The organism is Microbacterium sp. C448, assembly GCF_000582705.2.
GTDB classification, from domain to species: domain Bacteria; phylum Actinomycetota; class Actinomycetes; order Actinomycetales; family Microbacteriaceae; genus Microbacterium; species Microbacterium lacus_A.
On the sequence record NZ_HG779653.1, the window covers coordinates 1 to 9,465 of the forward strand.

At 67.6% G+C, this 9,465-nt stretch carries 10 protein-coding genes, 1 tRNA gene and 1 pseudogene; 7 read left to right on the forward strand and 5 right to left on the reverse strand.

What is annotated here, in order from left to right:
* Positions 1–870: 870 nt before the first annotated feature.
* The 4 genes from MIC448_RS06550 to MIC448_RS06565 all read right to left on the reverse strand — a co-directional run bounded on the left by MIC448_RS06550 (position 871) and on the right by MIC448_RS06565 (position 3,326).
* Positions 871–943 (reverse strand) — tRNA-Met (locus MIC448_RS06550).
* Between the two features lie 45 nt (positions 944–988).
* Positions 989–2,080, reverse strand: coding sequence for an ABC transporter ATP-binding protein (locus MIC448_RS06555; protein WP_081766220.1), 1,092 nt, complete (start codon positions 2,078–2,080; stop codon positions 989–991).
* Positions 2,077–3,114, reverse strand: a complete 1,038-nt coding sequence (locus MIC448_RS06560) for an ABC transporter ATP-binding protein (RefSeq protein WP_081766221.1) — start codon at positions 3,112–3,114, stop codon at positions 2,077–2,079. The genes MIC448_RS06555 and MIC448_RS06560 overlap by 4 nt, the downstream gene beginning before the upstream one ends.
* A complete protein-coding gene (locus MIC448_RS06565; RefSeq protein WP_036297583.1) occupies positions 3,111–3,326 on the reverse strand; it encodes a hypothetical protein in 216 nt (71 codons plus the stop codon). Before MIC448_RS06565 ends, MIC448_RS06560 begins: the two co-directional genes overlap by 4 nt.
* 17 nt (positions 3,327–3,343) lie before the next feature.
* Between MIC448_RS06565 and MIC448_RS06570 the strand changes: the two are divergent.
* From MIC448_RS06570 to MIC448_RS06590, 5 genes and pseudogenes are all read left to right on the forward strand, one after another.
* Positions 3,344–4,042, forward strand: a pseudogene (locus tag MIC448_RS06570) (amidohydrolase family protein); the annotation flags it as partial.
* Positions 4,042–4,944, forward strand: coding sequence for an SDR family oxidoreductase (locus tag MIC448_RS06575; RefSeq protein WP_036297585.1), 903 nt, complete (start codon positions 4,042–4,044; stop codon positions 4,942–4,944). The pseudogene MIC448_RS06570 and the gene MIC448_RS06575, both read left to right, overlap by 1 nt.
* Positions 4,945–5,128: 184 nt before the next feature.
* The gene (locus tag MIC448_RS06580) at positions 5,129–5,929 is read left to right on the forward strand and encodes an IclR family transcriptional regulator (protein WP_198517770.1); all 801 of its coding nucleotides are present in this window, start codon (positions 5,129–5,131) and stop codon (positions 5,927–5,929) included.
* Positions 5,930–6,085: 156 nt separating this feature from the next.
* The gene (locus MIC448_RS06585) at positions 6,086–6,310 is read left to right on the forward strand and encodes a hypothetical protein (RefSeq protein ID WP_036297589.1); all 225 of its coding nucleotides are present in this window, start codon (positions 6,086–6,088) and stop codon (positions 6,308–6,310) included.
* A 1-nt stretch (position 6,311) separates the two neighbouring features.
* The gene (locus tag MIC448_RS06590; RefSeq protein ID WP_036297591.1) at positions 6,312–6,605 is read left to right on the forward strand and encodes a putative quinol monooxygenase; all 294 of its coding nucleotides are present in this window, start codon (positions 6,312–6,314) and stop codon (positions 6,603–6,605) included.
* Here the strand turns inward: MIC448_RS06590 and MIC448_RS06595 are convergent.
* A complete protein-coding gene (locus tag MIC448_RS06595; RefSeq protein WP_036297593.1) occupies positions 6,602–7,609 on the reverse strand; it encodes a YafY family protein in 1,008 nt (335 codons plus the stop codon). The genes MIC448_RS06590 and MIC448_RS06595 overlap by 4 nt on opposite strands.
* A gap of 61 nt (positions 7,610–7,670) precedes the next feature.
* On the opposite strand from MIC448_RS06595, the gene MIC448_RS06600 reads away from it, so the two are divergent.
* Both MIC448_RS06600 and MIC448_RS06605 read left to right on the forward strand, forming a co-directional pair.
* Positions 7,671–8,735 (forward strand): ATP-binding cassette domain-containing protein, encoded by a 1,065-nt coding sequence (locus MIC448_RS06600; protein WP_081766223.1) that lies wholly within the window; start codon positions 7,671–7,673, stop codon positions 8,733–8,735.
* Positions 8,732–9,465, forward strand: a 734-nt coding sequence (locus tag MIC448_RS06605; RefSeq protein WP_036297594.1) for an ABC transporter permease, incomplete at its 3' end; no start/stop codon positions are given. The genes MIC448_RS06600 and MIC448_RS06605, both read left to right, overlap by 4 nt.

Consider the following 9,465-nt stretch of genomic DNA (forward strand, 5'->3'; position numbering starts at 1 on the left):
CGTCAAGTCGCGAGGTAATAGTCAGCATGCGATGACTATACATCGGATGCTGACTTATTGAGAGGTGGCCAATCGTCTGTGGTCATTGAGAGAGCTACTGGCCCGCCTTTGTGGGTTTCCGCAAACGTTCAAAACTGATCGATTGCGGCACGACGACCAGGTGCAGCGCCGCGATGTCGGCACGCCGTGCCGAAACCGTGTGCCGAAACCCCCATGCCCCGAAACTGAAATTCGTCGTTTGCGGTACCCATCGCCGGCGGAGACAGGCCGGTGACAACCGCAGCTGAGGCAGCTCCCGCCCGCGATACATGCGTCCATTCTCGTCGCGGGCCGGGCACAGCACCGAGCTCCCTCAAAGGATTCTTCAGTGGTGACCCGCATCAGAGCGATGATCGAAGCAATCACCACTGGGACATGTCTAACGGGAATTCGAGTGATGAGCCTGGGACATCTACCACCGCACACCGGGGCTGATCTGGACATCTGTTGGTGGAATTCACCATCTCCACCGAAGGGCTGGCCCATGCTGTCGCTGACGGCGCTCAATGCTCTGCCTCCGAGGTGCGCATCTGCTTCGGGGGTCCCCACGCCGGGTGCGCCCGGCTTCCAAGCTGCGACGCCGTGCGATGCCTTCGATTCCCATGCAGCGTATTGAATCGGCGTCGAGCGATTGTCATAACTCCCGTTACCAGTTACCCACGGCATCCACAATCCGCGACCGGCATCCTCCCGGGAGACAGGGCGGCGACACCTTGATCGTGTGTTTCCTGCTCACAAAATGTGGGCAAAATGTGGGCAAAACGCGTTTCAACGAGAATGCGAGGGCCCGAGATCCGCGTAATTGCGGGGATCTCGGGCCCTTCAAACTAGACGCGACGGCGGGAGTCGAACCCGCAACACGACCGGGTATGAACCGGTGCCCGGGACCACCCGGATCGCCGCGATATACCGCCACCGTAACGGCCCTGACATCCTCCTGTCCGGTGTCTTACGCCCTGTTTCGGGATGCGACGGCGGATGACGCGAGCGCCGGCTCGGGCATCGTCGCGCGCAGCGCATCGACCGAGACCGTGGGCACCGCGTCGAGCGGAAAATGACACGCGGCCTTGTGCCCGGCGCCGAAGTCGACGAGCTTCGGCTCCTCGACAGCGCACTTCTCCTGTGCCCGCGGGCAGCGCGTGCGGAACCGGCATCCCGACGGCGGATGCAGCGGCGACGGCGGTTCGCCCTTGAGCGTCACGGGACGCCGCGCGATGCCGGTCACCGGGTCGAGCCCGGGAATCGAACCGAGCAGCGCGGAGGTGTACGGATGCCGAGGCGACCCGTAGACGAGTTCGGCGGGACCGACCTCGGCGAGCTGACCGAGGTGCATCACGGCGACCTGGTCACTGAGCTGCTTGACGGTGGCGAGGTCGTGCGCGATGAAGACGTACGACAGGCCGAGCTCTGCCCGCAGTTTCTCGAACAGGTTCATGATCTGCGCCTGGATCAGCACATCGAGGGACGAGATCGCCTCGTCGCACACCACGAGCGCCGGATTCGTGGCGATGGCGCGGGCGATCGCCACACGTTGCGCCTGACCGCCCGAGAGTTCGAGCGGCCGCCGACGCAGGTAGATGTCGGGGCTCAGCCCGACGAGTTCGAGCAGTTCCCGCACGCGGGCCCGTCGCTCGACAGCACCCATCGTCGTGTGCCCGATGAGGGGTTCGGCGACGACATCCTCCACTCGCCACCGGGGGTTCAACGACCCGAAGGGGTCCTGGTAGACCATCTGGATATCGCGGCGCGCCCGTTTCAGCTCGCGCTTGGACATCCCCACCAGGTTCTGACCTTTGAACCAGACCTCGCCGGACTTCGGCTTCTCGACCTGGATCGTGGCACGCGCGAGGGTCGACTTGCCTGACCCCGTCTCGCCGACGATGCCGAGCGTCTGCCCCACGGCCAGGTCGAACGAGACATCCGAGACGGCGTGGACGACGCCCGCCTTGACCCCGCCGGGGCCCTGACTCACATACTCCTGGACGACGTTGCGCACCGAGAGCAGCGGCCCGTCGTAGTCGGTCGATGACACGGTCGTCATTTCGCCCCCTCGAGGTGCGGGTGCCAGCAGGCGTAACGGTGCCCGGGTTCGGCCTCGACGAGCTCGGGGCGTTCTCCGCACTGCTCCGTCGCCCGTGGGCAGCGGGGGCGGAACGAGCAGCCGACCGGCAGAGCGGACAGGTCGGGCGGATGGCCGCCGATGACCGGCAGCAGCGAGTGCGGGGGAGTGGACAGCTGGGGGATCGCGCCGAGCAGGGCCTTGGTGTACGGCATCTGGACGTTCCGGAACAGCACGTCCGTGTCGGCCTGCTCGACGATGCGACCGGCGTACATCACATGGACCTCGTCGGCATAGCTCGCGGCGAGTCCCAGATCGTGGCTGATGAGGATGACGGCGGTGCCGAGCCTCTCCTGCAGATCGACCAGCAACTCCATGATCTGCGCCTGGGTCGTCACGTCGAGCGCCGTGGTGGCCTCGTCCGCGATGAGCACCTTCGGGTTGCCGGCGAGCGCGATGGCGATCATCACGCGCTGGCGCATACCGCCCGAGAGCTGGTGCGGATATTCGTGGAACCGACGCTCGGCGGCGGGTAGGCGAACCATCTTGAGGAGCTCGATCGCACGCTCGGCCGCGGCCTTCTTGCCGATCTCGCGATGGTGCGTCTGGATCGCCTCGGTGATCTGGTGTCCGACGCTCATGGTCGGGTTCAGCGACCGCGCCGGGTCCTGAAAGACGACCGAGATGTCTTCGCCGCGCACACCCCGCAGGGACTTCTCGTCGAGCCCGACGAGTTCACGGCCGTCAAGGCGTGCCGAGCCGCTGATCTGCGCGCTGGGTGGGAGCAGACCCATCAGGGCGCGGACGCTGACCGACTTGCCCGAACCAGACTCGCCGATGATGGCGAGCATGCGCCCGGCCTTCAGCTCGTATGAGATGCCGTTCACAGCGTGAACGGGTCGCGCGCCCCGCGTGAAAGTCACGCGCAGGTTCTCCACCGACAGCACGGTCCGGGGGTCGGCGGTCGACGCATCCGTCGCCGCATCGGCAACGGTCGGCTCGGGCAGTGTTCTCATCGGCCGCTCATCTCGTCTCTGAGGTTCTCTCCGAGCATGTTGAAGGAAAGCACCGTGACCAGCAGCGCAAGGCTCGGCCACAGCACGAGGAGCGGTGTCGCCGACAGCGACTGCTGCCCCTCGAAGATCATGTTTCCCCAGCTCGGCGCGGGGGCGGGGATACCCATCCCGAGAAAGCTCAGCGCACCCTCGGTGACGATCACGATGCCCATTCCGAGCAGCGCGAAGTTCAGCAGCTGCCGTCGTCTTCACCGTCGACTCCTACACCCGCACGGGCGAGGAGCCCGAACCCGCCAACGAAGAGATCGCGCGGCTCGCCGCCGAGAACTCGGATGTGCTCATCCCGTTCGCGAGCGTCGACCCCCGCCGCGGCCAGGCCGGCGTGGAACACGCGAGGCGACTGGTCACCGAGCACGGTGTGCGCGGATTCAAGTTCCATCCGAGCGCCCAAGGGTTCTACCCCGATGACCCGATCGCCTACCCGCTGTACGAGGTGATCGAAGAACACGGCCTGGTCGCGCTCTTTCACACGGGCCAGACGGGCGTGGGCGCGGGGCAGACCGGTGGCGGGGGCATCCGTCTGAAATACGCGAACCCGATGCACGTCGACGACGTCGCCGTCGACTTTCCCGGGATGGACATCATCCTGGCGCACCCGTCGTTTCCCTGGCAGGACGAGGCGCTCTCGGTCGCGACGCACAAACCGCGGGTGTACATCGACCTGTCGGGTTGGTCGCCGAAATACTTCCCGCCCCAGCTCGTGCAGTACGCGAACACGCTGCTCAAGCACAAGATGCTGTTCGGCTCCGACTTTCCGGTCATCACGCCCGAGCGCTGGATGCGCGATTTCGAAGCACTCAACATCAAGGACGAGGTACGCCCCATGATCCTCAAAGACAACGCCGCCCGACTGTTCGGGCTCTCGTGATGGACGACGTCGCCGGCAAGGTTGCGGTGGTCACGGGCGGGTCGAGCGGCATCGGGCGCGGCATCGCGCTGGCGTTCGCGCGCGCCGGGATGCGCGTGGTCGTCACCGGGCGCCGTGCCGAACACCTGGACGAGACATCCGCCGTCTTCCGTGACGCGGGCCTGGAGGTGCGCGCGCTGAGCGTCGACGTCACCGATCTCGCGGCGATGCGTGCCGCCGCGGACGAGATCGAGGCGGAGTTCGGGCGCGTCGACGTCCTCGTCAACAACGCCGGCATCGGACTCACGGGTCCCGTCGCGGATGCCACCCCGGATGACTGGGCCTGGATCATCGACGTCAACATCCGCGGTGTCGGCAACGGCATCCAGGCATTCCTGCCGAAGATCCGTGCGCACGGCGAGGGCGGACACATCGTGAACACGGCGTCGATGGCAGGCCTTCTGCCGATCGTCGCGGGGCTGTATTCGATGACGAAGGCGGCCGTGATCGCGCTGTCCGAGGCGCTGCACATCGAGTTGTTGCCCGAGGGTATCGGCGTCTCGGCCTACTGCCCGGGTCCGGTGCACAGCAACATCTCGTCGGGCACCGCCCTGCGTCCGGAGCGCTACGGCGAGTCGGGATACGCCCCGCGCGACCCCGGATTCGCCGAGTTCTCGAAGACCCAGCCGTACATGACCGCGGAGGAGGCGGGGGAGCGGGTGCTGCTGGGCGTCCGGCGGGGCGACATGTTCATCCTCACGCATCCCGAATTCGCGGCCGGGGTGATCGATCGCCACCGTGCGATCGAAGAGGCCTTCCCCGATGAGCCCGTGGACGAGGTCCGGGCCGCCGCCATCCCGTTCCTCATCGCGTCGCCGGTGTACTCTGCCGAGAATCGTCCCCCCGCGCCGCGACTGCCGTAGCGCACACCCGCGCGTGCGCGGTTCGCTGAAGGCGTTCGAACACGCGACGGAAGGCAACTTTCACCCGGTGGAAGACGGCCGAGAAAACCGGCATCGGATCGCGGAAAACGGTGTGCAAAACCTTTCGCACCGCGGGAGTTCGAGGTAGCTTGGCGCGCATATAGCTTCCGGGAGAGGGTCGACGATGACCATCAGCCAACTCAGGTCCGCACGCTCCGAGCGCATGACGGCGGCGCAGCGTGCGCTCGCCATCCTCGAGTGTTTCGACCAAGATCACCTGCTTCTCACGCTGAGCGAGCTCAGCCGCAGATCGACCCTCAGCCTCAGCACGACGCACCGCCTGGTGGGCGAGCTGCGCGATTGGGGTGCGCTCGAGCGCTCGGCCGACGGTCGCTACGCGATCGGCATGCGCATCCTCGAACTCGGATCCCTCGAGCCGCAGGGGATGCGGCTGCGGGACGTCGCGCTGCCGTTCCTCGGTGACCTGCAGGCGGCCACGAACGCCAACGTGCACCTCGCGGTGCGGGACGGGCACGACGTCGTCTACGTCGAGTCGCTCCGTGCGCGGGCGGGAGCGACAGTGCTATCGCGACTGGGCGGGCGCTGGCCGCTACACGCTACCGGCACGGGCCTGGTGCTGCTGGCGTTCGCGCCGCACGAGTTCCGCGAAGAGGTGCTCACGAGCCGGCTGCATCGCTTCACCGACCGCACGATCACCGACCCGGATGAACTACGGCGCGTTCTGGCCGACGTGCGTCGCTCGGGCGTCGGCATCGTCGAAGACTCCATCACCTCGGACTGCACCTCCGTCGGGGTTCCGATCCGTGGCCCGCGCGACCGCATCGTGGGGGCCGTCGCGGTCACCGTCCCCTCGGCCACACCCACCCCGCACGCCGTGCTCCCCGCGCTTTCAGCAACGGCCCGCGCGATCTCGCGCGGCTTGGGAGCGCCCTCGGCGATGGGACGACCGCCGAGTGCGGCGTGAGCCTCGCTCATGCGGCGCGGACGCAGTCTTCCACCAGCCGGAAAGCTCTTGGCGGCGCGCGGCCGCCGGGGAGCCTAATAGAGGACGACCTCATAGAAGAGGTATCAGGCCGCAAGGCCGAATCCTCGTTCACTTTTCTCGGAGTCAGGAACGAACATGACCACCACACTCGATGACCTGCAGAAGATGCTCTCGGTAGACGGCTACACGCTGTCCGTCGAGACCGATCAGGACAGGACGAACGCCGTCATCACGGCCGGCGAGGGCATCTGCAGCGATTGCCTCGTGCCGAAGGTCGTCCTGACCGGGATGCTCGCCAAGGCGCTCGATGTCCCGGCCGACAAGATCAGCCTCGAATACCCCGACGACCAGACCCACTGACGTGGCCGTCGCGAGCATCGTCCGCTTCACCTTCCGGCCGGAGGTGCGGGACGAGATCCCGGCCCTCGTCGACGACATGCTGCGGGCGACCCGGGCGTTCGCGGGGTTGGAGCGGCTCGATATCCTTCTCGATGACTCCGATCCCGACACGTGGACGCTGTACGAGATCTGGACGGATCGCGCGTCCGAGGACGCGTATCGCGCCTTTCGCGCGACGCCCGAGGGGGCGATTCCGCGGCTCGGCGAAGTGCTCGCGGCGCCGCCGATCCTCGAGAACTTCGTGATCCGCGACTAACGCCACACGTGGCTCGGCGCGGTTCGGGGCGCTGCCGGTTCGGCATCCAGGGCCGCAAGCATCCGGACCAGGGTTTCGCGCAGCTCCGAACGCGCCGGCTCGGCGAGATCGGTCGTGTAGCCCACGCCGGTCGGCACCCACGACATCCCGTACATCGTCTCGCGGAAGTCGCGGCCCCCGACCGGCCACCAGGTGTGATGGTCGTCGACCTCCTCGGCGCCCTGCGCCCACTGACCGAACGCCTCGCGCATCCGCTCGATCGGCATGTCGAGGACCAGACTCGCCTCGACCGCCGTGCGTACCCACGATGTCGCGACCAGGATGTATTCGTCGACCTCCTCGGCCGATAGCGCCCGGGGCTCGAACAGCACGCGGGTGTGCTGTACCTCGGTCAGGCGATCGACGCGGAAGGTGCGCCAGTCTTCCCTGTCGAGGTCCCAGCACAGCAGGTACCAGTGCCGGTCGGCGGGGGAGAGGACGTGCGGGTCGACCCGGCGCACGCCCACCGTTCCCGCGGCGGAGGTGTAGGTGAAGCGCACGCGTTCGTGATCGCGGCACGCGAGGGCGAGCTCGCCGAGCACGTCGGGTGAGACCGCCGAGCCCGCGCCGACTCCCGCGGGCTGTACGGTCGCCGCGAGGGCGTTGACCCGCCGCCGCAGGGGCGCGGGCAGGACCTGCTCGAGCTTCGCGAGCGCGGCGAGGGTCGTCTCGGGACCGCCGACCAGGCGCTGCGTCGCCGCGACGCGTAGTCCGATGGCCATCGTCACGGCCTCCTCATCCGTGAGCAGCAAGGGCGGCACGGCGCTCCCCGCCTCGAGCCGGTACCCGCCCGCTGATCCGGGTGACGACTCGATGCGATAGCCGAGTTCGCGCAACCGCTCGACGTCGCGGCGCACGGTCCTCTCGGTCACGCCCAGGCGCGAGGCGAGCTCCGACCCCGGCCAGTGCCGGTGCGTCTGCAGCATGTTCAGGAGCGACAGGGCCCTCGTCGTGGTGTCGGACATGACCCTAGATTGCCTCATGATGCGGACGGAATCTGTCCGCATCGCGTTCTAGCTTCTGAGTATGCCGAACGAACCCATCATCGAGGCCCACGGGCTGACGAAGAGATTCACCGTTAAGAAGAAGACCGTCGACGCCGTGACCGACCTGTCGTTCCAGGTCGCGGCGGGCGAGCTGGTCGCGTTCCTCGGCCCCAACGGGGCCGGCAAATCCACGAGCCTGCGCATGCTCACGACCCTGCTGCCGCCGACGGCGGGCACGGCCCGTGTCGTGGGTCACGACATCCTCTCCGATCCGTCCGGCGTCCGCGCGCGCATCGGGTACGTCGGGCAGCTCACGAGCGGGAGCTTCTCGCAGCGCACCCGGGATGAGCTGCTGAGCCAGGGCGCGTTCTACGGGATGTCGCGGGCCCACGCCATCCGTCGCGCGGACGAACTGATCGAATCGCTCGATCTCGGCGGATTCGCGACGCGCACCGTGCAGCAGCTGAGCGGGGGGCAGAAGCGGCGTCTCGACATCGCGCTCGGCCTGATGCACGCCCCGCCCCTGCTGTTTCTCGACGAGCCGTCGACCGGACTCGACCCGCAGAGCCGCGCAAACCTGTGGGAGCACATCATCGACCTGCGCCGCACGCACGGCACGACGATCTTCTTGACGACCCACTACCTCGAAGAGGCCGACCGATACGCCGAGCGCGTCATGGTGATGGACAAGGGACGCGTCATCGCCGACGACACGGCGACCGCACTCAAGGCGACGCTCGCGGGCGACGTCCTCACGCTCGGGTTCGGGTCCGCGGATGAGGCCGACCGCGCGGCCGAGGTCGTCCGCGGTCTCGTCGCGCGCGCCGGGCTTGCGGATCGCGAGGTGCGGCGCGAGGCCGAGGCATCCGTCGGCGTGACCGTCCCCGACGGGGACGCGCTGCTGCCGCAGGCCGTGCGCGAGCTGGACGAAGCGGGCATCCGCGTGACCCGAGCGACGGGCGTGCCGCCGACACTCGACGACGTCTTCCTCGCGTTGACCGGCCGCACCCTGCGCGAAGCCGGCGAGGGCGCGGCGGATTCGGGTGCAGAAACGACACCAGAGACGGATGCCTCGGCATCCGAGAAGACGGGAGCGAACCGATGACCACCCAGACCCACAACACCACGCGTGCTGTTGCCCGGCCGAATGTCCCGCGCGACACCTGGAACGTGCTGACACGCGAGCTGCGGCCGACCCTGAGGGATCCGTTCTCGCTGATCTTCAGCCTGTTGCAACCCCTGGTTTTTCTCGGCCTGTTCGCGCCGCTGCTGATCGGGCAGTCGGGCGCGCCGGCGGGTGAAACGCTGCAGTGGTTCGTGCCGGGCGTGCTCGTCATGATCGTGCTGTTCGGCACCGGTGCGACGGGCTCGAACCTGCAGTACGAGATCATGACCGGCTCGCACGAGCGCACTCTCGTCGCACCCCTCGCGCGATCATCGCTGCTGGTGGGACGCGCGCTGAAAGAGATCGCGCCGATCGTCGTGCAGGCCATCGTCATCGTGCTGATCGCCTGGCCCTTCGGGTTCCAGATCAACGTGCCCGGCCTGGTCGTCGGGCTCGCGCTGCTCGCCGTCTTCGGCGTGGGACTCGGGTCGCTGTCGTACTCGCTCGCTCTCGCGACCAAGAATCGCGAGTGGCTGTTCTGGGGTGTTCAGCAGACGCTGATCTTCCCGCTGCTGATCCTGTCGGGCATGCTGTTGCCGCTCGATGCGGCGCCCGCGTGGATGCGCGCGGTCGCGACCGTCAACCCCGTCAACTGGGTGGTGCAGGCCGAGCGGGCGCTGTTCGCGGGCGACCTAACGGACGTGACCGTGTTGTGGGGGTGGGTCGCGGC